The sequence below is a fragment of the uncultured Tateyamaria sp. genome, assembly GCF_947496075.1.
Taxonomy (GTDB): Bacteria; Pseudomonadota; Alphaproteobacteria; order Rhodobacterales; family Rhodobacteraceae; genus Tateyamaria.
Window position 1 is genome coordinate 283,885 of sequence record NZ_CANMBJ010000001.1, and the last position, 22,564, is coordinate 306,448.

Genomic DNA, 22,564 nt, shown 5'->3' on the forward strand with positions numbered 1-22,564 from the left:
TTTTTCAATATCTTAAAGAACACTTTGGAAGTTGCTCAGGTGTTGCGCGCTGCCTGTGTGTGCGGATTTTCGCACGACCCCATGCAACACTGTGTGGAAATCCACACAGTGTTAGCGCCGATAGTCCTCAGGCCGAATCCCGTATTTCTTGAGCTTGTCGTAGAAGGTTTTGCGCGGGAGCCTCAGCGCTTCGGCAGCCGCGCTGGCATGCCCGTTCTGTCGCCCCAGCGCCGCAACCAGCAATGAGCGCTCAACCCGCGCCATCTGCTCGGCCAAGCCGAGATCAACAGCCTTGGACGCATCCTCGGGCATGCCCAGTACAAAGCGCATGGCGGCACTCATCAACGATCGCGCGTTGCCGGGCCAGTCCTGCGCCATCAGGGCGGCCATATGATCCGGGGCCAGTTCAGGCGGGGTCAGGCCCGCCTGCTCTGCCGCCTGGGCGACATAGTGGCGGAACAGGATGGGGATGTCCTCGGGGCGTTCGCTCAGCGACGGAATGCGGATCGGGAACATCTCGATTTTGTAGTAAAGATCGGCGTTCAAAGCGCCCTCTTCCACGGCTGTGCCAAGGTTGCGTGTGCTGCCAGCGATCAGTCGCGGGCCTTCGCCTGCCTCCAGCGCTTCGAGCAGGGCGAGTTGGCTGGCATGGGGCAGCCCGGTGACTTCATCCAGAAACAGGCTCCCCCCCTTGGCCTTGTCCATAGACTCGGCCAGTGCGCCCGGGCGCAGATCGGCGGCGGCGCGTTTGACAAAGGGCGCCTTGGACCGAAGGGAGCTGAGGTGAATGACCTCGGCCACCTTGGAAATGCCCGTGCCGGGCGCTCCGGTCACAAGCACCTCGGTCTCAAGCGGGGCCAGCAGCCGCACGCGGTCACGCAAGCCATTGGCAAGATCGCTTTCGCCAAAGAGCATACGGGCGGCCGGATCACCGCTTTCCACCAGTTGCCGCAGGCGGCGGTTTTCAAGAACCAGGGCGCGGGTTTTCAATGCACGCTCAAGAACAGCCAGCAACTCATTGGGCGCACAGGGTTTTTCGAGGAAGCCAAATGCGCCGTCACGCATCGCCTGCACGGCCATCGGAATGTCACCTTCCCCCGTCAACAGGATCACCGGCAGGTCCGGATCGATCTTGCGCGTGTGGGCCAAGAGATGAAAGCCGTCGCGCCCCGGCATGCGGATATCAGACAAGATCACACCGTCAAAGTCGCGTGTGATGTGATCTTTGGCGACCACGAAAGAGCCTGCCGGGATTGGCTCAAGATCTGCAAGCTCCAACGTTTGGGCCAGCGCGTCACGCACGGCGGCGTCATCATCGACAAGCAGCACTTGGGTGGTCACGCGGCTACCTCTTGGGTCCAAGGTTGCAGATCGACCGTGAACACCGCGCCGTCCGGGCCATTGTCGCCGTGGATTTCACCGCCAAAGCTTTGCACGATGCCGTATGAGATCGAGAGGCCCAGCCCCATCCCTTCGGATGCGCCGACCTCTTTGGTGGAATAGAACGGGTCGAACACGCGGTCTGGCGTTTCGATGCCCGGGCCGGTGTCGGAGATGATGACCGAGGTGTCATGAATTTCGATGGTCAGCGCGCGCCTGCCGCGCCCCGCCATGGCGTCGACCGCATTCGAGATCAGGTTGACGAAGACCTGCCCCAGCCGCACCTCACCCCCCGACACCCAAACGGGTGCGTCGGGCAGGTTGAGCGTGAGTGTCACATCCTCGTTCCGCATACGCGGCGTGGTCAGTTCCACAGCACTTTGCACCACCTGGGCAAGGTCCACGCGCAGCGCCGGTTCGCTTTCCTGCCGGGCAAAGGCGCGCAGGTTCTTGATGATGCGCCCCATGCGGCGGGCCATGTCGGCGATGCGGCCCAGATTGTCTTCGGCCCGGTCGGGTTTGTCGCGCTGCAGGAAGGCCTGCGCATTGTCGGCATAGGTCTGGATCGCCATGAGTGGTTGATTGAGTTCATGGCTGAGCCCCGCGCTCATCTGTCCCAGTGCACTCAGTTTGCCCGCCTGGACAAGGGCGGCCTGCGCCTGTGCGAGGGCGGCTTGCGCCTCTTCCCGCTCCTCGGCCTCGCGCCGGAGCTGGGTGTTGGTGTCGGACAGGGCGGCGGTGCGTTCAGCCACGCGTTGTTCCAGTTGCGCGTTCGCTTCGGCCAATGTGCGGCGCCGTTCCGTGGCAAGGAACAGCAGCGCGCCGAAGGCAAGGCACAGCCCTGCCACCGCTGCGGCCTGTAGCGTCGCAAGGCGGCGGGCCGGGGCGACATCCACAAGCGCCTCGCCCGTCATGCCGATCACCGGCAAGGGTCGTACAAGGTGCAGGGCGTTTTGCGGCAGGTACGGCCCCCACCCCAATTGCCAGACCTCATGCCGCCCCAGTTCGTAGCTGTCGAAAGGCAACGCCGGGCCAGTGGCCGGTTTCAGGCCCGGCCCCTCGTCCGCGCGTTGCCAATAGACGATTTCGGATCGATTGGTGATGAACACCCGGTCCCGCGCGTCGGTGAAAAACACCGCAGGGTTGGAGCCGACCCAATCCCATTCGATCCCGGCAAGGTCCGCCGTCACAACCACGATTCCGGTGATCCGCGACCGGGCATCAAAGACGGGTGCTGCGTAAGCAAAGACGCGTGTGCCCTGGGCCGTGCGCCCATTGCCCCAGCCCAGCGCCCCTTGCGCCGCACGCGCCACCAGCGGCGCAATATCAAGACCCGGTTGATCGGAGCGCGCAGCGGCTAGCACGAGCCCCTCTGCATTCGTCAGGCGGATGTCTTGCGCTGCCGTTTTGTCTGCAATTTCAAGGAACAGCGCTTCGGCTTGGCTGACATCTTCCCCTGCAAGTGCCGCACTGACACGGGGATGATCCGCCACCAGCACTGCGAGTTCACGGTAGCGCTGGAGCTGCCCTGTCAGGCGGTCCGAGGCAAGCGCAAGATCCGATTGCCCCTGCCGGGCCAGTTGATCAAGCGCCTGGAAGTACCCGTAGCGCCACACGCCGGCGGCTGCCGCCGCAACCAGCGCAACAAAGCCCAGCACCACGCTGATCCGTCTGAGGTATCCGTTTCCCATGGCGGCCACCCTATCCGCGTGCGCAAAGGCTTGCCAAGGCGCGTCCGGCCTGAGACATCTGCCCCATGTTGATCCAGTCCCCGCATGAGCCCGCTTTTGTTCAAGATCCGTATGCATTTTACGACCGTGCGCGGGCCGACGGCCCGGTGCTGTTCTGGCAGGACTACGGGATGCACGCGGCCTTTGACCATGCCACCGTGCATGCGCTTTTGCGCGACCGGCGTTTGGGCCGTGCTGTGCCGGGGCGCGGAGCCGCACCGGCCCATCTGACCGATTTCGATGCGGTGGAGCGCTATTCGCTGCTGGAGCTGGAGCCACCCGAGCACACCCGCTTGCGCCGGTTGGTCCTGCACGCGTTCACCTCGCGCCGGATTGCAGGTCTTGAGGGCGATATTCGCGCCATCTGTGCCGATTTGTTGGCGAGTTTGTCTGCGGGTCCGTTTGATGTGATCCCCGCCTATTGCCAGCTTGTGCCCGTGCGCGTGATTGCGCGCCTGCTGGGTGTGCCGGAGGAGATGGGCCCGGACCTGTTGCGCTGGTCGTCCGCGATGGTGGCGATGTATCAGGCGGGACGTGATCGGGCGATTGAGGATGCGGCGAATGCAGCTGCTGCGGAGTTCTCTGCCTTTCTGCGCGGCTATATCGAGGAGCGACGGGACGATCCCCGCGATGACCTGATCACCGAGTTGATCGCGGCAGAGGAAGACGGCCAGACGCTGAGCCACGACGAGATGATCGGAACGTGTATCCTGCTGCTGAACGCAGGGCACGAGGCGACGGTGCATAGCTTGGGCAACGCCGTGAAGGCGCTGGTCGAGACCGGACAGACCGATGCACTGGCCCCGGGCCGCGTGGACAGGACGGTGGAAGAGGTCATGCGCTTCGACCCGCCGCTGCATATGTTCACACGGCACGTCTATGAACCCATCGAAGTGGGTGGGCACAGCCTTGGCCCCGGCGACGAGATCGCCCTAATGCTGGGGGCAGCGGGCCGCGACCCAGCCGTGTTCGACGCGCCTGAGCAGTTCAACCCGGCGCGGGTCAAGAACACCCATGTCGCCTTTGGCGGCGGACTGCATTTCTGCGTGGGCGCCCCGCTGGCCCGGCTCGAGATGCAAATCGCCCTGCCCATGTTGTTCGAAACGATGCCAAACCTGCGCATTATCGAAGCCCCGAAATACGCAGACAGCTACCACTTCCACAAGCTGGACCAGCTGATCGTCGCAGCGTGAGTCGGGACCGGGTCAAGGATGGCCGGAGGCCACCGCCAGAGGCGGCTTGTCCTTGACGCGGGCGCGACTCACATCACCCTTGATCAGGTCTGCTCAAGACGCAAAGCGCCTTAAGCGACCTCTCAGCAAAACTCCCAAACCTTTCAACCGCCACATCGCCGAAGGCAAAGCGTCGCGTCTCCACTGGCAGAATATGAAATGCGCGGTAGCGCACATTTTTGAAGCACGCAGCGACGCGCGACTGGATCACGTTTCCAAAGGGAGCATCGTGGTGGATTTGATCTCTTCCATTGACAAGAGCGCCGTGACGTTGTGCACCCGCACCTCGGAAATCAGCGCCTGATAAAACGCATCATAGGCACGTGCGTTTTTCACTCGCACCTTCAATATATAGTCGATGTCGCCCGCCAGCCGGTGTGCCTCCTGCACCTCCGGGCGCTCCTGAAGCGCGCGCAAGAACTTGGCTTGCCAGTCCGCCTCATGCTCGGACGTGCGGATCAGGACAAAAAAACAGGCCTCGAACCCCAGCGCCTCTGCATCCAGCACAACGGTCTGCTGACCGACCACGCCCGCATCGCGCAGCTTGCGAATCCGGTTCCAAACGGGGGTCTTCGAAGACCCCACGGCCTTGGCAATATCGTCCAGCGACTGGCTGGCATCACGCTGCAGCTCGGCCAGAATTTTGCGATCTACCTCATCGATGCGAACAGACATTCCAAAGCGCTCCAAATCGGGAAACAGGTGTTCTGCACCTACACAGAGACAGAACAATCATCCTTATCTGCGCCGCTGTCTAGCAGAAAACCGGGATAATTTCCTATATTGGGGGTCAGTTTTACGGGATCGAGGCCGATATGAACCATTTCCCCATCTTCCTGAACACCGCCGGACGGCGGATCGTGTTGTCAGGCGGCGGCGATGCGGCGCTGGCCAAGCTGCGGCTGCTGATGAAAACAGCGGCCCATATTACCGTCTTTGCACCAAACGCCGATAACCAGATCAAGGCATGGGCGACGGATGACAAGCTGCGCCTGATCGACCGCGCCATGGAGCCCGGCGATGCGATGTGCGCCGCCCTCTTCTATGCCGCCGATGAAGATGAGGTGGAAGACAAGCGCACCGCGGCTATTGCCCACGCAGATGGCGCGCTGGTCAACATCGTTGATAACCTCGCCGACAGCCAGTTCATCACCCCTGCCATCGTGGACCGAGATCCTGTCACAGTTGCCATCGGCACCGAAGGGGCCGCCCCCGTGCTCGCGCGTGCGATCAAGGCCGATCTGGAAGAACGCCTGCCCACGTCCCTCGGCACCCTTGCCCGTATCGGCAAGGCCTTCCGCAAGGCGGCAGACGCCCTGCCCTTTGGCCGTCCGCGTCGCGACTTCTGGCGCGACTATTACTTCAATGCCGGTCCCAAGGCGATGAGCGACGGCGAAGAGGCCATTCAACCGGCCCTCGATGGTCTTCTGGCGGATCATCTGATGCGCGACGCCCGCAAGGGTCACGTGGCCTTTGTTGGCGCAGGCCCGGGTGATCCGGAGTTGCTGACCCTAAAGGCCCGAAAAGCCTTGGATGAGGCAGACGTGGTGATCTACGACCGCCTAATTTCGAAGGAAATCCTGGAGCTTGCCCGCCGCGAGGCCACGATGATCGACGTGGGCAAAGAGGCCTTTGGCCCCTCGACCCCACAGGAGACCATCAACGATCTGATCGTGGAACATGGGCTGAAAGGTGCGCAGGTCGTGCGCCTGAAATCCGGTGACGCCACTGTCTTCGGTCGTCTGGATGAAGAGATCGAGGCGGTGACCGAGGCCGGTGTGGAGTATCACATCGTGCCGGGCATCACGGCGGCGTCCGCTGCTGTCGCCTCCATCGGTCAGTCGCTGACCCGCCGAGGCCGCAACTCCTCCGTCCGGTTCCTGACCGGCCACGACACCCGCGGCTTTGCCGATCACGATTGGAAGGCGTTGGCCCGCCCCGGTGAGGTAGCGGCCATCTACATGGGCAAGAAATCGGCCCGTTTCATTCAAGGTCGCCTGATGATGCATGGCATTGATCCAGCCACGCCCGTGACCTTCGTGGAAAACGCGAGCCGCGCTGATCAGCAGGTCCTCTCCACCACGGTGGCCGAGATGGAACCGACCCTCACCGAGGCCGGTCTGGGTGGCCCTGCCCTGACCTTCATTGGCCTTGCCCCGCGTGCGGCCATCGCCGCCATTCCCGAGATCCCCATGCCCCACATGCAGGAGACGCACTGATGCCCAAAGCGTTCACCCCCAAAGTTGTCACCGCCAACCACCTGCTGGCAGGCGACGTGATATACCAAACCGCTGATGGCTGGACCCGTAAGCTGGAAGAAGCCGAAGTGCTGACCGATGAGGCTGATGCCGATCTGCGCCTCATCGAAGCCAGCCAACAGGTGGACGAAGTTGTCGGCGCCTATCTGGCCGATGTGGCGGTTGAGGACGGCGTGCCTGTCCCCACCCATTTCCGCGAAACCTTCCGGGCCACCGGCCCCAGCAACTACGCCCATGGCAAGCAAGTGGAGCTGTCCTGATGTATAGCTATTCCGAGTTCGACACGGCCTTTCTGGCTGAACGAAACCGCCAGTTCCGCCAGCAGGTGGAGCGCCGCGTCTCGGGCGCACTGACCGAGGATGAGTTCAAGCCCCTGCGCCTGATGAACGGTCTGTACCTGCAGTTGCACGCCTACATGCTGCGCGTTGCGATCCCCTATGGCACGCTCAACAGCGCCAAGATGCGCACGCTGGCCGAGATCGCGGAGCGCTGGGACAAGGGCTATGGCCACTTCACCACCCGCCAGAACATCCAGTACAATTGGCCGGAGCTGAAGGACGTGCCCGATATGCTGGACGCGCTGGCCGAGGTGGGGATGCACGCCATCCAGACCTCCGGCAACACGATCCGCAACGTGACCGCTGACCACTTTGCCGGCGCCGCCGCGGACGAAATTGCCGACCCGCGCCCCGTGGCCGAGCTGATGCGTCAGTGGTCCACAGATCACCCTGAGTTCCAGTTCATGCCGCGCAAGTTCAAGATCGCGATCACCGGCAGCCCGAATGATCGCGCCGTGACCAAGGCCCATGACATCGGCATCCGCATGGTCGAGCGCGACGGCGCGCGCGGCTATGAGATCATTGTCGGTGGTGGCCTGGGCCGCACCCCGATGATCGGCAAGGTTATCAATGACTTCCTGCCCGAAGCGGACCTGCTGCCCTATCTTGAGGCCATCGTGTCCGTCTGGAACCAGATCGGCCGCCGCGACAACAAGTACAAGGCGCGGATCAAGATCACCGTGCATGAACACGGTATTGATGAAATACGCCGCCTTGTGGACGAACGGTTCGAAGAGACACGTAAAACCTTCTCGGGCGTGGACGTGCAGATGCTGCGCGAGATCGAAGAACACTTCGCGGCCCCCGCCTTTATCACGAAGTCGGAGGCACCATTCAAAGACGCCTATCACAACGATCCCGTGTTCCGGTCATGGGCAGATACGAACCTGACGGCGCACAAGGCGGATGGGTACAAGATCGTGTCGATTTCGCTGAAGAAACATGGCGATACCCCCGGCGACGCCACGGCTGACCAAATGCGCCTGATGGCGGACCTTGCCGAAGAGTTCGCCCATGACGAGCTGCGCATCAGCCACGAGCAAAACGTGATCCTGCCGCATGTGCATGTGTCCGACCTGCCCGCGATCCACGCGCGGCTGAAAGAAGCTGGCCTCGCCACGGCCAATATCGGTCTGATCAGCGACATCATCGCCTGCCCCGGTATGGATTATTGCGCGCTGGCCACCGCCCGCTCGATCCCGATTGCGCAAGAGATTGCGACCGCCTTTGACGATCTGAAACGCGAGCACGAGATCGGCGCGCTGAAAATCAAGATCTCGGGCTGCATCAACGCCTGTGGCCACCACCATGTGGGCCATATCGGCATTCTGGGTCTCGACCGTGCAGGTGTAGAGAACTACCAGATCACGCTGGGTGGCGATCATACCGAACAGGCCAAGGTTGGCGATCGCGTCGGCCCCGGTTTCTCGGCTGATGACGTTGTGCCAGCGGTTGAGCGGATCGTGGACACATATCTCGACCTGCGCACCGACGAGACCGAGGAGTTCATCGACACCTACCGTCGGACGGGCCTCGCCCCGTTCAAGGCGGCACTCTACCCCGAAACCAAGGTGGCTGCGGAGTAATATCCCATGCTTCATCTTGCCCAGAAAACTTCCCCCGGAGGGCCGGTCCGCCCGGAAGCGCACGTGATGGTCAGCGCGCTCAATGCGCAACTGACCCATCACGGCGCCACGGATGTGCTGCGCGCGGCGTTCGAGGCGGTGCCTGACATCGCCTTGGTGTCCAGTTTCGGGGCGGAATCAGTTGTACTGCTGCACCTTGCGGCCATGGTGAAACGGGATGTGCCGGTGATTTTCATCGATACAGAGATGCTCTTTGTTGAAACACTGGTCTATCAACAGGACGTGGCGGAGCGGCTGCGATTGGAAAACGTAACCGTGATCCGGGCGGATAATATCGTTGCCCAGGACCCGGACGGAAACTTGCATCAGCGTGACACGGATGCGTGCTGTGCGTTACGCAAGACGGTGCCGCTGCAAAAAGCGCTCGCACCCTACAGCGGATGGATGACAGGCCGGAAACGGTATCAATCGGGAACGCGGGCGAAACTGGAGTTCTTTGAGGTCGAGGACGCTACGGGCCGGATCAAGGTGAATCCGCTGGCCCGCTGGGCACCCGAAGACGTGCGCGACTATATGGAAGAAAACCGCCTGCCCCGGCATCCGCTGGTGGCACAAGGATATCCCAGCATCGGTTGTGCGCCCTGCACGTCGCCGGTGGCAGAGGGCGAAGACCCGCGCGCAGGGCGTTGGCGGGATCAGGACAAGGACGAATGTGGCATCCATTTTGTCGATGGCAAACTGGTGCGCGTAGGAGAAAGCAAATGACAATTGTTGTAACGGATCAGGGCTTTGGGCCGGACACTTGGGATGGCGGCTATGCTCCGCTTGGCGAGGCTGCGAATGATGCGGCAGCGCTCGACGTACCAAGCGATGCAGACCCAGATCAGATCCCGCTGAATGCGGATATCATCCGCGTGGATTTCCCCAGCTTTGCCGATGGCCGCGGTTTCACCATTGCCCGGATGCTGCGCCTGCGCGGGTATCAGGGCCGTCTGCGCGCCAAGGGCCACGTGATTTCGGACCAATACGCCATGGCCCGCCGGTCAGGTTTTGACGAGGTTGAGATCAGCCAGGCCCTAGCCGCGCGCCAACCCGAGGATCAGTGGCAGTTCCGCAGCGAGTGGCAAGCCCATGATTATCAGGCACGGCTGCGCGGTGCGTCCAACCACTAAAGCCCCGTCATCTGACCCAGATCAAGGCGCGCGACCTTTCGCGCACTTACCCAGCTACAAAATTCTTCCCAAATAGAGAGGCGCGGGTGTAAACCCGCGTTGACATATACATGACCGAGCAAACACCCGTGAACGAGACAACCGCCGTCAAGGCCACCCCGACCCTGCCCGATGCCCAGACGGTGACGGAGATCGAACACTACACCGATCGCCTGTTCCGCTTCCGGTGTACGCGCCCCGCATCCTTGCGCTTTCGCTCGGGCGAGTTTGTGATGATCGGCCTGATGGGTGACCCGCACCCCGAGACCGGCAAACAGAAGCCGCTTTTGCGCGCCTATTCCATCGCCTCTCCATCATGGGACGAGGAACTGGAGTTCTACTCGATCAAGGTACAGGACGGCCCGCTGACCTCGAAGCTGCAGCACATCCAGCCGGGCGACGAAATCATTCTGCGCCCCAAGCCCGTCGGCACGTTGGTGCATGACGCGCTGCTGCCCGGTAAGCGCATCTGGTTCTTTGCCACTGGCACCGGCTTTGCGCCTTTCGCGAGCCTGCTGCGCGAGCCGCAGACCTATGAGGATTATGACGAGGTCATCATCACCCACACCTGCCGCGAAGTGGGCGAGCTGACCTATGGCCGCGACCTGATCGAGAGCCTGAAGCACGATGAGTTGCTGAACGAGGTCATTGGCGAGGGCTTCTGGAAGAAGATCAAGTACTACCCCACCACCACCCGCGAAGAGAGCCCCAAGATGGGCCGCATCACCGACCTGATGAAATCCGGTGAAGCCTTCAAGGATCTGGACGTCGAGCCGCTGAACCCCGAAAGCGACCGCGCGATGATCTGCGGCAATCTGGCCTTCAACCTCGAACTTAAAGAGATGTTCGAGGAGTACGGGCTGGAAGAAGGCGCCAATTCCAAGCCGGCGCATTACGTGGTGGAAAAAGCGTTCCTCGACTGACGCAAGTGCACCCTTTGAATCAGCTATCCTGATCCTGTGCAATCAGGGTCAGGAACGTATCGATCAGCGTCATGTCTTTGGACACTGCGGGGCCGAACACGCCTTTGTGCGTCCAGCTGAGCGACAGGGCGCTGTAAGCAGCGGCCCATGACAGCAGGTGGGATTGCGAGACATTCAGCGCGGCGGACCACTGCACCGCCCGGCGCAGGATCACAGTTGGGTCAGAAAAAATCGCATCCGATCCAAGCGGGTTTCGGAACGCGTTTGCGAGTTCGTATGTCGCCTCACCCAACACACCTTTGGCGTCAAAGGCCAGAAAGCCGCGGTCGCTGCCCCGCACGTTGTCGTGGTGCAAGTCACCGTGCAACGGGCGGATATTCGTTTGATTGGCCAGCAGCGGCTGCGCCAGTTGGCGTGCGGCTTGTACCGTTGCCCGCACGCTAGACGGACAATCCGGGGTGAAGGTCGCTGCAAAGAGCGCCTCGAACCTATGCGGCAACGGATCAAGGCTGCGCGGCGGGTCTATCCGGCTTTGGTGCAATTGCTGTGCGACATCGCCGAGGATTTGGGTTGCCTGCTGATCGTCCCCCTGACGCACCATGTCGCCCAGCGACGGGCCGTCCAGCCATTCCATCAGAACGGCTGCGCCTGCCCTCTCGAATACGCGCGCCGCACCCTGCCCGTCCAAGGCGGTCAGCAAGTCGAACCCCGGGGCTTCGTCCCGCAAGTCATCATCTGTGTAGCATTTCAAGCAGGCTGTGGTGCCGTCCGCACGTTTGACCCGCCAGAGCGATGCAATGGGCGTATCCGTCAGGTGTTGAGCCTGTGTGATTTGGAAGGCGGTCAGTAAGCTGGTGTCAGGTTGCATGTCGCATGGGTATTGTCCCTGCTTCGACATGTCCAATGCCCGATCAGGTGGGCCAGAAAAAGGCCGCGCCCCAAGGGTTGGGACGCGGCCATATCACCGTTTGCTGACAGCTTGGATCAGAGACCCATCGCCTGTTTCAGCTGGTCCAGAAGGCCTTCGAGCACTTCGGGATTGTTTTGCGCCTGTTCGATCCCGGCTTTGAGCGTTGTTTTCTGCACGACGCTCAACGCTTCGGAGTTGTCGATCATCTCGGCGACCTTGTCGAACTCGAAGCCGTCGACGGTCAGCAGGTCAGCGACACCGCCATCCGTTGCACTTTCAGTTGCTACGCTTGCGGTGTCGGTCGCTGCGTCAGTTGTTGCATCCGTCGCTTCGGTTGCTGCACCTTCCGCAGTGTCGGTCGCGGCATCTGCCGTATCGGTCACAGCATCTGTCGTCGCCTCTGCAGCGTCGGTTGCACCTTCGGCGGCATCTGTCGCTGTCTCGGTCGCTGCATCAACTGCTTCAGAGGCGGTTTCAGTTGCGGCATCCGCTGCATCCGTTGCCGTCTCTGTTGCTGCGTCAACCGCGTCTGCTGCAGCGTCGGCAGTGTCTTCGGCCAGGCTCTGCGCGCCTTCCACGGCATCCGAAGCCGCATCGGCGGCGCCTTCGGCTGCGTCTGTAGCGGTATCGGCCACGGCATCGGCAGCCGCTTCTGCGCCTTCAGCCACCGCTTCGCCCGCGTCCGTTGCCGCATCCACGGCTTCACCCACGGCGCTTTCGGTCGCTTCTGCCGCCTCGCCGACGGCATCACTTGCGCTTTCCAGCGCTTCGGGTGCGTTCACGGCGTCCGCCGCTTGCGTCGCCACGTCTTGAGGGGTCTGACCCGAGTACAGCAGATACGCCCCCCCCGCGATCACGACCGCCACGATAATCCAAATGAGATTCTTCATTGCCCACTCCTTTTGTCCAGCGGTCACCCCCTGTGACCGTGTCTTTACTCTCGGGTGTCAGATGCGCAGGCCTGTGAAAAGGTGCAAGGGGGAAATTTGTAGATTTCGGCGCAGGATGGCCGATTCAGAGGGTTGAAGAAAACCAGGGCAAAGAGTAGGTTTTGGCCTCATATTTTTCGGAACGATCAAAGGACGACCACCATCGCTCGCAGACCCCACAACGCGCCGCCGCAACGCGACACCGGCCCGCGCGTCAACGACAAGATCCGCGCCAACGAAATCCGCCTGATTGGCGCCGACGGCGAAAATGTCGGTGTCGTCACCCCCGCCCGCGCCATGGATATGGCAGACGATGCAGGCTTGGACCTGGTTGAAATCTCGCCCAACGCCAATCCACCCGTGTGCAAGATCATGGATTTCGGCAAGTTCAAGTACGAGACGCAAAAGCGCGAAGCCGAAGCCCGCAAGAAGCAGAAGATCATTGAGGTGAAGGAGGTGAAATTCCGCCCCAACACCGACACCAACGATTACGAAGTGAAGATGCGCAATGTCTTCAAGTTCCTCGAGAACGGGGACAAGGTGAAGGTGACCCTACGGTTCCGCGGGCGCGAGATGGCGCACCAGAATCTGGGGCGTGAGTTGCTGGAGCGCGTGGCCGAAGACACCAAGGAAATCGGCAAAGTCGAGAACTTCCCCAGGATGGAAGGCCGTCAGATGGTCATGATGATCGGGCCGCTGCCGCAGAAGTAACGACCTGCTCTTATCCCAAATTCCAAGGGCGTCGCTTTCGCGGCGCCCTTTTTGGTGTCAGACGGTCTAGACGTTCACGTTGTCTTTCGTATCGTCATCCTCGGATGGCTCGAACAGTTTGGAACTTAGTTCGATCATCTTGCCCGTTTCCGCCGTGTACTGATCAATCGCCTTCTGCAGAAAGGCCATTTGTACCTCCTGCACTTCGGTGGGCGTCTTGGCGTGTAGCAAAGAGTGCTGCAAGGCAACGTCCTCGCGCACCCGTTCAGCAACAAAGGTCATCCATTCGGCACCCATATCGCTCATTCGTTCGATGGAAGAGGCCCCAAACCAATTGAGCGCGCCGAGGCCAGCCGCTTGCCATTGTGACATGGTATCCGCCATGGTTGATTGGTCTGTATCCTTCGGGTGTTTGTCTGTGCGTTTCATCGTGCGCAATCCTCCCTGTGGCGGGATTATGCTAACACGAGTGGCGCCTGCGTACCTTGCGCACAGTCAAAATTGATGTGCGCACGCGGCCCCTTGCCGAAAAAAGAGGCCAACTTGCGTTGGCCCCTTGTCAGGACGAGTATCAGGTCTGCGGATTTGCGGTCGTATCGGCCACAACCACGGCTTGCACGAAGCCGCGAACGGATCGTCAATGTTGCCTGAGCCATCGCGCAGCAGGAAGTCAGCCGTCACAGTCACGGCATTGCCCGATATCCGGGTGATATCCAGGTCAACCTCTTGCTCCAGCACGTGGTGATCGCCGTTGTTGTACCGCTGGCGAAAGCCTTTGAGCATCGCTTCGGCCTTTTGCACTGTGGATCCAAAGGTGACGGCCTGGGATTCCCGCCGTTTGCGCCCGCGGGTTGGATCGAAATGAATAGTCAGTTGGCGAAATTCGACAACCGTAATAGTAACTCCTTGAATAAATCAGTTTTTCAAATCACTGCTAAATATGCAGTGACACTATCATAACGCGAACCCCTCTTTTTTTACCCGTCCGGATCTGTGTCGCCCTACCGAACTTGTGAATGTCTGCATGTGAGCGCTCACAGACCCGGCCTTGACCTCACCCGGGGTGCATTCGACAAGGGGCCGTCATCAACGGAGCCAGAGATCATGCCTGAATTTGCGCGCTACCCGAGCCTTGAAGGCGCACCTGTCCTTGTGAGCGGCGGTGCATCCGGCATTGGTCGGTTGACGGTTGAAGCCTTTGCCGAACAGGGGGCTAAGGTTGCGTTCCTGGATCGGGATGCGGACGGCGCGGCAGAAGTGACAGAGGTGACCGGTGCAACGCATGCATTGTGCGACTTGCGCGACATTGCAGCCACACGGGAAGCGATCGCGGACCTGGCCAAGCAGGTTGGCCCCTTCAAGGTTCTCGTCAACAACGCGGCCCGTGATGACCGGCACAACTGGCAAGACGTGACCCCCGAGTATTGGGACGAACGGATGCAGACCAACCTGCGCCACATGTTCTTTGCCATCCAGGCTGTGGCGCCGGACATGATCAAGGCCGGAGGCGGCTCCATCATCAACATGGGCTCCAATTCCTGGTGGGAGGCTGGAGGTGGCTTTCCCGCATACACCACGGCCAAAGCTGCCGTACACGGCCTGACCCGCACCATGGCGCGCGATCTGGGGGACCACCGCATTCGGGTAAACACGGTTGTGCCCGGCTGGATCATGACGGACCGCCAAAAGGAGCTGTGGGCCACGCCAGAGGCGCTGGAGGCGCACCGCGCACGGCAATGTCTGCCCGACCTGATCGATCCCGTTTATGTGGCGCGGATGGTGCTGTGGCTGGCCTCAGACGATGCTGCAATGTGTACGGCGAACAACTTCATGGTCGAAGCCGGCTCGATCTAGGGCAGTGAGACACCTGCGGACCTTGCACCATCAAACAACTCCCGCAGATGACCGAATTCCGCCACAAGCATGCAGCGTGCAAGGTTCGTGTCCTCGCTGTAGCGGGCAATACACAGCGTGTTTGACGCTCCGCGCTGCACGGCCGCATCCAAAAGCGGCTCAAGCAGTTCCGCATAGCGCTGCATGACCATCGTCAGGTCGTTAAAACATGCTTGGGCCGGTCCGCTCTCCGACCCTTCGCATCTTGCGATTGCCAGAGAAAGGCAATGGGTTTGCATTGGCGCGCGCAGCGCATCTCCCAGACCATCAACAGCCTTGGCACACCCCACAATGTTGGCCCGTTGGAATTGTATGTCCTCCGCAAGCAAACTGCAGGGAAAAAGCAAAAGGGCCGCCAGCAGGCAGCCCTTCGATAGGTGAGTCCAAGCGCGGTTCACGCGGCCGCTGTGACGGCCCGCTTGGTCATCACGGCGCAAAGATGCGCGCGGTAGTCACCCGTTCCATGCAGATCACTGATCATATTGTCGCCGGATAAGCTCAGGCCGACGATGGCATCGGCCGAGAAATTCGACGACAGCGCGGCTTCGGCCTCGGTCCAGCGGAAGACACCGTCGTTGCTGGCACCAGTGATCGCGACGCGTACTCCATCGGCATATTTCGCCACGAACACACCGACGAGCGCAAAGCGCGATGCAGGTTGCACGAACTTCTGGTAATTCGCTTTGTCCGGCACCGGAAAGCGCACCTCGGTGATGATCTCACCTTCGTCCAGCGCCGTGGCGAACATGCCCTGAAAGTAGTCGTCCGCCGCGATTTCGCGCGCGTTGGTCTTGATCGTGGCCCCCGATCCCAAGGCAGCCGCCGGATAACAGGCGGAGGGGTCGTTGTTGGCAAGGCTGCCACCGATGGTGCCACGATTGCGCACGGCCGGGTCACCTATATGCGCCGCTGTCGCCGCCAATGCGGGGTAGCCCCCAGCCTCTGCCGCGACCGTGGCGTGGTTGGTCGCTCCACCAACGCAGATTGATCCGTCTTCTCCTGTGCAAACACCGCGCATTTCGTCGATAGCTGACAGGCTCACCAGCTTGTCCGGGCTTGCAAGCCGCTGCTTCAGCGTGGGGATCAGGGTCTGACCGCCGCCAAGGGGCTGGCTTTCGGTACTGTCCGACAACTCCTTGACCGCATCTGCGATCCGGGTCGGTTTTACGACATCAAAGTTGTACATCTTTGGTCCTTTCTCTCGGCAGGATGCGCGTCTTCATCTTGCCAAATAAACTTCGGGGGTCCGGGGGCTGGCCCCCGGTCCCACACTTTCCATTCAGCCGTTCATTGCCTCCCAAACCCTGTCGGGTGACAGCGGCATGTCGATATGGGTCACATCCGTGCCTGCCGATTGCAGCGCATCGACCACAGCGTTGACCACTGCAGGCGGTGACCCGATGGCCCCGGCCTCGCCACATCCCTTCACGCCCAACGGATTGTGTGTGCAGGGCGTCTGGCTGGAGTGATCCACAGCGAACATCGGCAGATCGTCGGCGCGCGGCATCGCGTAATCCATGTAGGACGCACTTAGAAGCTGGCCGTTTTCGTCATAGGCGCAATTTTCCAAAAGCGCCTGGCCAATGCCCTGCGCAATACCGCCATGGACCTGACCGGTCACGATCATCGGGTTGATGATGTTGCCAAAATCATCGGCGGCAGCGAACCGTTCGATGGTCACCTTGCCAGTGTCCGGATCCACTTCAACTTCACAGGCATAAGCCCCTGATGGATAGGTGAAATTCGCCGGATCATAGAAGGCCGTTTCCTCAAGCCCCGGCTCGATATCCTCAAGCGGGTAGTTGTGCGGCACATAGGCCGCGAGGGTCACATCGCCCCAGGCGACCGACTTGTCGGTCCCCGCAACAGAAAACGCGCCGTCCTTCAACTCAATGTCGGCCTCGGACGCCTCCAGAAGGTGAGAGGCGATCTTCTTGGCCTTGTTGATGATCTTCTCGGTCGCGCGGACCATGGCGGATCCCCCCACCGCGATAGAGCGGGAGCCATAGGTGCCCATGCCCATCGGCGTGTTGGCGGTGTCGCCGTGCACGATCTCGACCATGTTCTCGTCGATGCCGATCATCTCGGCCACCACTTGCGCAAAGGACGTCTCGTGCCCCTGCCCGTGGCTGTGACTGCCGGTCATCACAACCAGACCGCCCGTAGCATTCACACGGACGGTCGCGCTTTCATAGAGACCGGCACGTGCACCGAGTTGCCCGACAAGGTTCGACGGAGCAATGCCGCAGGCCTCGATATAGCAGTTCACACCCAAGCCACGCAGCTTGCCGTTCTTTTCACTTTCCGAGCGGCGCGCGGCGAAACCGGCGAAGTCGCCCATCTCTTCAAGCTTGTCCATGGTGCCGTGATAGTCACCGGTGTCGTACTCGACAGCGACCGGTGTGGCATAGGGGAACTCCGTGATGAAGTTCTGGCGGCGCAGCGCGATAGGATCAACGCCCAACTCGCGCGCGGCCTTGTCCACGACACGTTCCAGCTGGAACGTCGCTTCGGGGCGGCCTGCGCCACGGTAAGCATCGACTGGTACCGTATTGGTAAAGACCGCCTTGACGTTCACGTAGATCAGCGGGGTTTTGTAGTTCCCTGCCATCAGCGTGCCGTGCAGCCAAGTTGGGATCGACGGCGCGAAAGTCGAAAGATACGCGCCCATGTTGGCGTGCGTCTCGGTCCGGATCGCGGTGAAGTTGTTGTCCGCATCCAGCGCCAGCTCGATCTTGGTCACGTGGTCGCGGCCATGCGCGTCCGAGATGAACGCCTCGGTGCGCGAGGATGTCCATTTGACCGGACGGTTGCAGGCCTTGGCGGCGAAGGTGCAGAACGCCTCTTCCTGGTAGTGGAAGATCTTGGTGCCGAAACCGCCGCCCACATCGGGGGCCACGACGCGCAGCTTGTGCTCGGGGATGCCGAGGACGAATGCGCCCATCAGCAACCGGATCACGTGCGGGTTCTGCGACGTCGTATACAGCGTGCTGTCGTCGGTGCCCTTGGCATAGTCACCAACGGCGACGCGCGGTTCCATTGGGTTGGCGACGAGGCGGTTGTTCACCAACTCCAGCGACGTGACATGCGCCGCATCTTCGAACGCCTTGTTCACGGCATCCTTGTTCTCTTCAACAAAGCCCCAGTCGTAGCAGAGGTTGTCGTTGAGATCGTCGTGCACCTTGGTGGCGCCGCTTTCAAGCGCCGCTTTCATATCAACCACTGCAGGCAGTTCGTCGATGTCGAGCACGATGGCTTCGGCGGCATCACGGGCCTGTTCGGCGGTGTCAGCCACAACGGCGGCGACAGGTTCGCCCACATGCCGGACCTTGCCCTGCGCAAGGATCGGATGTGCTGGTTCCTGCATGGGCTGGCCGTGACGGTCCGTGACCTGCCAGCCGCAGGGCATACCGCCCACGCCTTCGAAATCCGCTCCGGTAAAGACGCGTACCACACCGGGCATCCTGGCAGCCGCCGCGGTGTCGATGCTTTTGATCGTTCCGTGCGCGATGTCAGAGCGCAAGAAATGCACATAGGCCTGGCCACGGATGTTGATGTCGTCGGTGTAGTTTCCGGCCCCTGTCAGGAACCGCACGTCTTCGCGCCGCTTGCTGCTGGCGCCGATGCCTCCGTCTTTTGGCATATTGTTATTCCTCCCTGTTGGCGTGACGCGCCTCCCCGCGCGCCTGCTGACTGACAGCCCGGAAGGATATCCGGGCTGCGGAATTTGGTGCTATTCGGCGGCGATGGCCGACACATCTTGGCCGCTGGCAGCCATGATCGCCTTGACGATGTTGTGGTAGCCCGTGCAGCGGCAGATGTTGCCCTCAAGGTATTCCCGGACTTCCGTCTCGGTCGGCTTTGGGTTGTCCTTGAGCAGTGCTGCTGCCGACATCACCATGCCGGGTGTGCAGAAGCCGCATTGCAGTCCGTGATGGTCCTGAAAGGCCTGCTGGATCACGTTCAGCGATCCGTCCGCGTTGGCCTGACCTTCGATCGTGGCCACATCGGCCCCTTCGGCCTCAACAGCGAGCATCGTGCAGGATTTCACTGCCTGCCCATCCACATGCACAACGCAGGCGCCACATTGAGACGTGTCGCAGCCCACGTGGGTTCCTGTCAGCATCAGCTGGTCGCGCAGGAAAGACGACAGCAATGTGCGTCCCTCGACCTCGCCAGACGCAGCCTTTCCGTTCACGGTCATCGAGACCTGTGCCATGGCATCCTCCCTTTTGGCGTTCTTGTTGGGGTCAAGTTAAGCATGGGTCGTGGCACTTGAGAACAGAAAACTTCGCCGCATCCGCGAAATCGCAAGATCGCGCAGTGCCTTAGCATATCAGCTTTCTCTCGGTCGGGGCCGAGTCGGAATTTCCTTGAGCAAGCCGCCAACCCCCATCTGCGCGATGTCCTGCGGGGTCAGGTCCACACCACAGATCAACCGTTCAAGAACCCAGTCTGCGCCGTTGAGTGCTGGCGATCGCGCGCATCCGGGCAGGCCGATCACTGGCCTGTCCTGGTGTGTTCCGAAAAAGAGCAGATTGCCCGGATCAACTGGCATGCCATAGGCAGTGACGGTTCCACCTGCCTCACGCACCGCTGACGGTGCGACATCGTGCATGTCCGATGTGGCGGACGCCGTAAGGATGAAAACAAATTCGCCCTCTGCCTCTGCGACGGCTTGGGCCAGCGGGGCGTCGCGATGCGGCACCACCACCCGGGGCGTCAGCGACACATTCAGGCGGTCGAGCCGACCGGTCAGCGCGGCACGGCCCTTGGAGGACGGTTCGGCATTGCCAACCTGCGTTTCGATCAACGTCGCCGTTGAATATTGCGGGCTCAGGATACGGATTGCATGGGCAGCATCCTCTGTCGCCCTGTCCAACGCGTCCTGCGGCACGGCATAGGATATGATCTTGATCGTGGCGACCATGGTGCGTGCATCGACGCGATGGAATGGCGGCACAGTGGCAATGGTGATCATGGGATCAACCGCATTGATACGCGAGAGCCGATCCACATCCAGCAGGGAGACTCCCGGGCCCATCGCGTAAAGGTTCACGCGCCCTGCCCCGGCCGCACTGATACGCAGCCCCTGTTTCTCGGGCGTTGGCACGACGGCAGCGGCGAGAGCTTCGGCGGCACTGTTTTCTTCGATGTCGCCTGGGTCGAGCGCCGCGACCGTCAGCGTGTCGTGACCTGCCGCAGTCAGTTCTGCAATGTCGTCATCTGTCAGGACGGTTCCCTTGGACACGCGACGGGACTGACCCGCCAACGAATGGGCGAGCGTCGCGCCAAGCGCATCCGCTGCAGGCCTTGGGCCGAACTTCATGCGCCTTGCCTGAGGGTTGCGACCATCTGGGCCAAGATGGACACCGCGATCTCTGACGGGCTTGCCGCACCAATATCGAGTCCAATGGGCCCTTTAATCCGCGCGATCTGGTCTGCGGTGAACCCCGAGTCTTCCAGCCGGGCCACGCGTTTGGCATGGGTGCGCGTGGAGCCGAGCGCGCCGATATAGAACGCCTCGGACTTCAACGCGATGTGGAGCGCCGGATCGTCCAGTTTCGGGTCGTGTGTCAGCAGGACCAGGGCGGTGCGGGCATCCACACCGATCTCGGCCAGCGCTTCGTCCGGCCAGTCATTGATCACGCGTTCACCTGGGAAGCGGGCCTCGGAGCCGAAGGCTTCTCGGGGGTCGATGATATAGGGGTCATAGCCAGCCAGTTTCGCCATGGGCACAAGCGCCTGGGCGATGTGCACACCGCCAACAATCGCCAGTCGCAGCGGCGGGTTGTGAATGGCGACAAAGGTCTTGCCATCCTCCTCCATCCCCGTGCGGTCCTTGGCAAAGCGTGCCGCATGGCCGTCGTAGTCCAGCCGCCTGTCCCAGCTTTCAGTGTCGACCACATAGGCTGCCTGTCGGCGCGTCGCGCGGGCCGTAACAAGCGCATCAAGCGTGTCTTCGGGCATCGCCGACCCCACCGGCTCAACGAGGATCTTGATCGTGCCGCCGCAGGCCAGCCCCACTGCAAAGGCGTCCCCATCGCTGACCCCGTATTCAAGCAGACGTGGGGCGCCGTTTTCGAGCGCTTCCATCGCCTCGACCACCACGGCGCCCTCGACGCAACCACCCGAGACGGAGCCCATCATGTCGCCGTCGCCCGAAACGACCATCTGCGCCCCGGCGCGGCGCGGGGCGCTGCCCCAGGTTTCGATCACGGTGGCAAGGGCCGCGCCCTTGCCCGCTTTGATCCATTCGAGCGCTTGCTCCGGCGCGGTTTCAACCGACGACATGCGATCCGTCCATTTTTGCTGGTTTCATCCGCGCAAAACGTAAGCGGTGACTTCCCGGGAACACAACCCTGACTTAAGCACAGGTTGTTGCGCGTGCTTATGCTTGCGCGTTCCCCGCCTGCGGCCTACATCCGTATGCAAGACCAGCCGGAGACCAGCCAGATGCCAATGCAAGCCCAAGAGATCGAAGACCTGATCCGTGAGAGCTTTCCCGACGCCAAGATCACCATCACGGACCTGGCGGGTGACGGAAACCACTATTCGGCCGAGGTGATCGACGCATCGTTTGCCGGTATGAACCGTGTGCAACAACACCGGGCCGTCACCAAGGCGCTGAAGGGCAAGATGGATGGCAGTCATGGCGAGTTGCATGCGCTGGCCCTGACGACAAAAGCACCTTGATGACTGCCTTGTGGCATATGGTGACTATGCCGTTTCGACGGGCACCGCGGCGTCCATTGTTGGCGCGCCGTCCCGATCGTGACGAGATGGGTCAGACCCGGGTCGTACCGTTGGGTATGGAAGCGACTGATCTGACGCTTGTGAACAAGGTCAACCGACGCAATGACGCTTTGGAGCGTGTAAACCAGGTCAAAACGGATGGAACCGCGAAAAAGAGCGGCTACATGGCGGAAGCCAGCACGCATGTCCAAGCGATGCCCGAAGATGAAACCTATGCCGCGCGGTTTCACCGCGCTTTCCACAAGAAAGGCAAATAGAATGAGCGACGCCGCAAGCCGGATCACCGAAACCAACACCGCCAACGACGTGGTCCTTTACATGAAAGGTACCAAGTCCATGCCCCAGTGTGGCTTTTCCAGCCGCGTGGCTGGCGTGCTGAACTATATGGGCGTCGATTTCGCCGATGTGAACGTTCTGGCTGATGAAGAATTGCGCCAAGGCATCAAGGACTTTTCGGATTGGCCAACCATCCCGCAGCTTTATGTCAAAGGCGAATTCGTGGGCGGTTGTGACATCATTACCGAGATGACACTGTCCGGCGAATTGGACACGCTGTTTGATGAAAACGGCGTAACCTATGACAAGGACGCGGCGGACAAGATCCGCGAAGCCAACGGCTAAGCAGCTGGGCGCACGACACGTGCGCCTTACGTTTCAAAGAAAGAAGGCGTGCCGGGTTGGCACGCCTTCTTTTGTTTCGCGGGAAT

At 61.3% G+C, this 22,564-nt stretch carries 25 protein-coding genes; 13 read left to right on the forward strand and 12 right to left on the reverse strand.

The genetic code is table 11. From position 1 onward, the window contains the following. Positions 1-111: 111 nt before the first annotated feature. Both Q1A51_RS01420 and Q1A51_RS01425 read right to left on the reverse strand, forming a co-directional pair. On the reverse strand, positions 112-1,341 hold the full coding sequence (locus tag Q1A51_RS01420) for a sigma-54 dependent transcriptional regulator (RefSeq protein WP_299602926.1): 1,230 nt from the start codon (positions 1,339-1,341) through the stop codon (positions 112-114). Further along, positions 1,338-3,071, reverse strand: coding sequence for an ATP-binding protein (locus Q1A51_RS01425; protein ID WP_299602930.1), 1,734 nt, complete (start codon positions 3,069-3,071; stop codon positions 1,338-1,340). Before Q1A51_RS01425 ends, Q1A51_RS01420 begins: the two co-directional genes overlap by 4 nt. Before the next feature lie 65 nt (positions 3,072-3,136). On the opposite strand from Q1A51_RS01425, the gene Q1A51_RS01430 reads away from it, so the two are divergent. After that, positions 3,137-4,303 carry a cytochrome P450 gene (locus Q1A51_RS01430; protein ID WP_299602934.1) on the forward strand — a complete coding sequence of 389 codons (1,167 nt, stop codon included), beginning with the start codon at positions 3,137-3,139 and terminating at the stop codon, positions 4,301-4,303. 246 nt (positions 4,304-4,549) lie between these two features. On the opposite strand, the gene Q1A51_RS01435 is transcribed toward Q1A51_RS01430, so the two are convergent. Next, positions 4,550-5,017, reverse strand: a complete 468-nt coding sequence (locus tag Q1A51_RS01435; RefSeq protein ID WP_299602938.1) for an Lrp/AsnC family transcriptional regulator — start codon at positions 5,015-5,017, stop codon at positions 4,550-4,552. A 140-nt stretch (positions 5,018-5,157) separates the two neighbouring features. Between Q1A51_RS01435 and cysG the strand changes: the two genes are divergently transcribed. From cysG to Q1A51_RS01465, 6 genes are all read left to right on the forward strand, one after another. Continuing rightward, positions 5,158-6,561: a siroheme synthase CysG gene (gene cysG, locus Q1A51_RS01440; protein ID WP_299602943.1), complete on the forward strand. Its 1,404-nt coding sequence runs from the start codon at positions 5,158-5,160 to the stop codon at positions 6,559-6,561. Next, on the forward strand, positions 6,561-6,860 hold the full coding sequence (locus Q1A51_RS01445) for a DUF2849 domain-containing protein (protein ID WP_299602946.1): 300 nt from the start codon (positions 6,561-6,563) through the stop codon (positions 6,858-6,860). The genes cysG and Q1A51_RS01445 overlap by 1 nt, the downstream gene beginning before the upstream one ends. Beyond that, a complete protein-coding gene (locus tag Q1A51_RS01450) occupies positions 6,860-8,524 on the forward strand; it encodes a nitrite/sulfite reductase (protein ID WP_299602950.1) in 1,665 nt (554 codons plus the stop codon). Before Q1A51_RS01445 ends, Q1A51_RS01450 begins: the two co-directional genes overlap by 1 nt. Before the next feature lie 66 nt (positions 8,525-8,590). Then, entirely contained in the window at positions 8,591-9,289 is a 699-nt protein-coding gene (locus Q1A51_RS01455) for a phosphoadenylyl-sulfate reductase (RefSeq protein WP_299604007.1), read from the forward strand. Beyond that, positions 9,286-9,696 carry a DUF934 domain-containing protein gene (locus tag Q1A51_RS01460; RefSeq protein ID WP_299206455.1) on the forward strand — a complete coding sequence of 137 codons (411 nt, stop codon included), beginning with the start codon at positions 9,286-9,288 and terminating at the stop codon, positions 9,694-9,696. The genes Q1A51_RS01455 and Q1A51_RS01460 overlap by 4 nt, the downstream gene beginning before the upstream one ends. A gap of 110 nt (positions 9,697-9,806) precedes the next feature. Next, entirely contained in the window at positions 9,807-10,658 is an 852-nt protein-coding gene (locus Q1A51_RS01465; protein WP_299602952.1) for a ferredoxin--NADP reductase, read from the forward strand. Positions 10,659-10,677: 19 nt separating this feature from the next. On the opposite strand, the gene Q1A51_RS01470 is transcribed toward Q1A51_RS01465, so the two are convergent. After that, on the reverse strand, positions 10,678-11,526 hold the full coding sequence (locus Q1A51_RS01470; RefSeq protein WP_299602954.1) for an aminoglycoside phosphotransferase family protein: 849 nt from the start codon (positions 11,524-11,526) through the stop codon (positions 10,678-10,680). A 116-nt stretch (positions 11,527-11,642) separates the two neighbouring features. After that, positions 11,643-12,458, reverse strand: a complete 816-nt coding sequence (locus Q1A51_RS01475; protein WP_299602957.1) for a translation initiation factor 3 — start codon at positions 12,456-12,458, stop codon at positions 11,643-11,645. A 201-nt stretch (positions 12,459-12,659) separates the two neighbouring features. Here Q1A51_RS01475 and infC point away from each other — a divergent pair, with 201 nt between their 5' ends. Beyond that, positions 12,660-13,208, forward strand: coding sequence for a translation initiation factor IF-3 (gene infC, locus Q1A51_RS01480; protein ID WP_366141856.1), 549 nt, complete (start codon positions 12,660-12,662; stop codon positions 13,206-13,208). 66 nt (positions 13,209-13,274) lie between these two features. Here infC and Q1A51_RS01485 read toward each other — a convergent pair whose 3' ends face one another. Next, the gene (locus tag Q1A51_RS01485) at positions 13,275-13,637 is read right to left on the reverse strand and encodes a phasin family protein (protein WP_299602963.1); all 363 of its coding nucleotides are present in this window, start codon (positions 13,635-13,637) and stop codon (positions 13,275-13,277) included. Between the two features lie 297 nt (positions 13,638-13,934). On the opposite strand from Q1A51_RS01485, the gene Q1A51_RS01490 reads away from it, so the two are divergent. Both Q1A51_RS01490 and Q1A51_RS01495 read left to right on the forward strand, forming a co-directional pair. Continuing rightward, the gene (locus Q1A51_RS01490) at positions 13,935-14,168 is read left to right on the forward strand and encodes a hypothetical protein (protein WP_299602965.1); all 234 of its coding nucleotides are present in this window, start codon (positions 13,935-13,937) and stop codon (positions 14,166-14,168) included. Positions 14,169-14,312: 144 nt separating this feature from the next. Further along, positions 14,313-15,062, forward strand: a complete 750-nt coding sequence (locus Q1A51_RS01495; RefSeq protein ID WP_299206465.1) for an SDR family oxidoreductase — start codon at positions 14,313-14,315, stop codon at positions 15,060-15,062. Here Q1A51_RS01495 and Q1A51_RS01500 read toward each other — a convergent pair. The 6 genes from Q1A51_RS01500 to Q1A51_RS01525 all read right to left on the reverse strand — a co-directional run bounded on the left by Q1A51_RS01500 (position 15,059) and on the right by Q1A51_RS01525 (position 21,395). Next, on the reverse strand, positions 15,059-15,247 hold the full coding sequence (locus Q1A51_RS01500; protein WP_299602969.1) for a hypothetical protein: 189 nt from the start codon (positions 15,245-15,247) through the stop codon (positions 15,059-15,061). The genes Q1A51_RS01495 and Q1A51_RS01500 overlap by 4 nt on opposite strands. Before the next feature lie 248 nt (positions 15,248-15,495). Further along, a complete protein-coding gene (locus Q1A51_RS01505) occupies positions 15,496-16,287 on the reverse strand; it encodes a xanthine dehydrogenase family protein subunit M (RefSeq protein WP_299602972.1) in 792 nt (263 codons plus the stop codon). Between the two features lie 93 nt (positions 16,288-16,380). Then, entirely contained in the window at positions 16,381-18,744 is a 2,364-nt protein-coding gene (locus Q1A51_RS01510) for a xanthine dehydrogenase family protein molybdopterin-binding subunit (RefSeq protein WP_299602974.1), read from the reverse strand. A 90-nt stretch (positions 18,745-18,834) separates the two neighbouring features. Further along, the gene (locus Q1A51_RS01515; RefSeq protein WP_189368599.1) at positions 18,835-19,320 is read right to left on the reverse strand and encodes a (2Fe-2S)-binding protein; all 486 of its coding nucleotides are present in this window, start codon (positions 19,318-19,320) and stop codon (positions 18,835-18,837) included. Between the two features lie 117 nt (positions 19,321-19,437). Beyond that, complete coding sequence (locus Q1A51_RS01520; protein ID WP_299602977.1) at positions 19,438-20,430, reverse strand: molybdopterin-binding protein; 993 nt, start codon at positions 20,428-20,430, stop codon at positions 19,438-19,440. Further along, positions 20,427-21,395, reverse strand: a complete 969-nt coding sequence (locus tag Q1A51_RS01525) for an XdhC family protein (protein ID WP_299602979.1) — start codon at positions 21,393-21,395, stop codon at positions 20,427-20,429. Before Q1A51_RS01525 ends, Q1A51_RS01520 begins: the two co-directional genes overlap by 4 nt. A 162-nt stretch (positions 21,396-21,557) precedes the next feature. Here Q1A51_RS01525 and Q1A51_RS01530 point away from each other — a divergent pair, with 162 nt between their 5' ends. From Q1A51_RS01530 to grxD, 3 genes are read left to right on the forward strand one after another with little or no spacing between them, the layout of a single operon-like run. Continuing rightward, positions 21,558-21,797, forward strand: coding sequence for a BolA/IbaG family iron-sulfur metabolism protein (locus Q1A51_RS01530; protein WP_222521292.1), 240 nt, complete (start codon positions 21,558-21,560; stop codon positions 21,795-21,797). Next, entirely contained in the window at positions 21,797-22,114 is a 318-nt protein-coding gene (locus Q1A51_RS01535; protein ID WP_299602982.1) for a hypothetical protein, read from the forward strand. Before Q1A51_RS01530 ends, Q1A51_RS01535 begins: the two co-directional genes overlap by 1 nt. A gap of 1 nt (position 22,115) precedes the next feature. After that, the gene (grxD, locus tag Q1A51_RS01540; protein ID WP_299602984.1) at positions 22,116-22,478 is read left to right on the forward strand and encodes a Grx4 family monothiol glutaredoxin; all 363 of its coding nucleotides are present in this window, start codon (positions 22,116-22,118) and stop codon (positions 22,476-22,478) included. The last annotated feature ends 86 nt before the right edge of the window (positions 22,479-22,564 follow it).

Excerpts from the sequence above, each read along its gene's own strand:
- Q1A51_RS01425 (WP_299602930.1), bottom strand. The coding sequence starts at position 3,071 with ATGGGAAACGGATACCTCAGACGGATCAGCGTGGTGCTGGGCTTTGTT.
- Q1A51_RS01430 (WP_299602934.1), top strand. The coding sequence starts at position 3,137 with ATGTTGATCCAGTCCCCGCATGAGCCCGCTTTTGTTCAAGATCCGTAT.
- Q1A51_RS01435 (WP_299602938.1), bottom strand. The coding sequence starts at position 5,017 with ATGTCTGTTCGCATCGATGAGGTAGATCGCAAAATTCTGGCCGAGCTG.
- cysG (WP_299602943.1), top strand. The coding sequence starts at position 5,158 with ATGAACCATTTCCCCATCTTCCTGAACACCGCCGGACGGCGGATCGTG.
- Q1A51_RS01445 (WP_299602946.1), top strand. The coding sequence starts at position 6,561 with ATGCCCAAAGCGTTCACCCCCAAAGTTGTCACCGCCAACCACCTGCTG.
- Q1A51_RS01450 (WP_299602950.1), top strand. The coding sequence starts at position 6,860 with ATGTATAGCTATTCCGAGTTCGACACGGCCTTTCTGGCTGAACGAAAC.
- Q1A51_RS01455 (WP_299604007.1), top strand. The coding sequence starts at position 8,591 with ATGGTCAGCGCGCTCAATGCGCAACTGACCCATCACGGCGCCACGGAT.
- Q1A51_RS01460 (WP_299206455.1), top strand. The coding sequence starts at position 9,286 with ATGACAATTGTTGTAACGGATCAGGGCTTTGGGCCGGACACTTGGGAT.
- Q1A51_RS01465 (WP_299602952.1), top strand. The coding sequence starts at position 9,807 with ATGACCGAGCAAACACCCGTGAACGAGACAACCGCCGTCAAGGCCACC.
- Q1A51_RS01470 (WP_299602954.1), bottom strand. The coding sequence starts at position 11,526 with ATGCAACCTGACACCAGCTTACTGACCGCCTTCCAAATCACACAGGCT.
- Q1A51_RS01475 (WP_299602957.1), bottom strand. The coding sequence starts at position 12,458 with ATGAAGAATCTCATTTGGATTATCGTGGCGGTCGTGATCGCGGGGGGG.
- Q1A51_RS01485 (WP_299602963.1), bottom strand. The coding sequence starts at position 13,637 with ATGAAACGCACAGACAAACACCCGAAGGATACAGACCAATCAACCATG.
- Q1A51_RS01495 (WP_299206465.1), top strand. The coding sequence starts at position 14,313 with ATGCCTGAATTTGCGCGCTACCCGAGCCTTGAAGGCGCACCTGTCCTT.
- Q1A51_RS01500 (WP_299602969.1), bottom strand. The coding sequence starts at position 15,247 with ATGCAGCGCTATGCGGAACTGCTTGAGCCGCTTTTGGATGCGGCCGTG.
- Q1A51_RS01505 (WP_299602972.1), bottom strand. The coding sequence starts at position 16,287 with ATGTACAACTTTGATGTCGTAAAACCGACCCGGATCGCAGATGCGGTC.
- Q1A51_RS01510 (WP_299602974.1), bottom strand. The coding sequence starts at position 18,744 with ATGCCAAAAGACGGAGGCATCGGCGCCAGCAGCAAGCGGCGCGAAGAC.
- Q1A51_RS01515 (WP_189368599.1), bottom strand. The coding sequence starts at position 19,320 with ATGGCACAGGTCTCGATGACCGTGAACGGAAAGGCTGCGTCTGGCGAG.
- Q1A51_RS01520 (WP_299602977.1), bottom strand. The coding sequence starts at position 20,430 with ATGAAGTTCGGCCCAAGGCCTGCAGCGGATGCGCTTGGCGCGACGCTC.
- Q1A51_RS01525 (WP_299602979.1), bottom strand. The coding sequence starts at position 21,395 with ATGTCGTCGGTTGAAACCGCGCCGGAGCAAGCGCTCGAATGGATCAAA.
- Q1A51_RS01530 (WP_222521292.1), top strand. The coding sequence starts at position 21,558 with ATGCCAATGCAAGCCCAAGAGATCGAAGACCTGATCCGTGAGAGCTTT.
- Q1A51_RS01535 (WP_299602982.1), top strand. The coding sequence starts at position 21,797 with ATGACTGCCTTGTGGCATATGGTGACTATGCCGTTTCGACGGGCACCG.
- grxD (WP_299602984.1), top strand. The coding sequence starts at position 22,116 with ATGAGCGACGCCGCAAGCCGGATCACCGAAACCAACACCGCCAACGAC.